Genomic DNA, 676 nt, shown 5'->3' with positions numbered 1-676 from the left:
AGAATCCCGAATATCGTAAGATTGTCTCATTTCAAATCTGTTTATCTTGAATCAATCAAAACCATTCGCTTGCACGTCACAAGCGAAGCTGGCGTGTGGGTAAAAACTGTATAAGAAAGAACTAAAAATGGCTCTTATGAATCGTCTTAAGTGCCAAGGGCTGTCGCAACACCCACGAGCTGGCAAAGTGTGTGATGGTGCCGGCTTGCTTTTTCATAAACGTAAAGATGGAAGTGCTCAATGGTTTTATCGTTATACCATTCATGATCGCCATCGCGAAATGGGCTTGGATGCTCTTTGAGAGATGTTTCTTTAAAAAAGAGCGTGAATTGGCAAACCAATGGCATTCTGTTTTACGTAAAGGTCGTGACCCCATTAAAGAACGCAATAAATAAAAGTGCGAAGCAATCTCCATTATTTAAAAGATATCGCTTTGGGTACTTTTGAAAGTCGGAAAGCTGAATTAAAAGGTGATGGTAAGAATGGGAACTGGTTTTCTCCCTTGCGGCTTTACATTCTCCCTAAATTAGGCAGTCTGTCCATTTCAGAAATTACCCAAACAGAGATACGCAACACGCTTGTTCCTATTTGGCATACAAAAGCTACAACAGCAGAGAAAGCACTAAACCGTCTTAATATTTGTCTCAAACATGCTGCGGCTTTGGGTTTGGATGTT

Annotated in this window: 1 pseudogene; it reads left to right on the top strand. The window is 40.7% G+C overall.

Annotated features, from left to right (window positions below):
• Nucleotides 1–127: 127 nt before the first annotated feature.
• A pseudogene (locus ACFIMU_RS08725) lies at nucleotides 128–676 on the top strand (integrase arm-type DNA-binding domain-containing protein); the annotation flags it as partial.

Origin of the sequence: Bartonella sp. AC70YNML (assembly GCF_042196545.1) — a bacterium.
GTDB lineage: Bacteria > Pseudomonadota > Alphaproteobacteria > Rhizobiales > Rhizobiaceae > Bartonella.
This window is presented reverse-complemented; position numbering and strand designations above follow the sequence as displayed.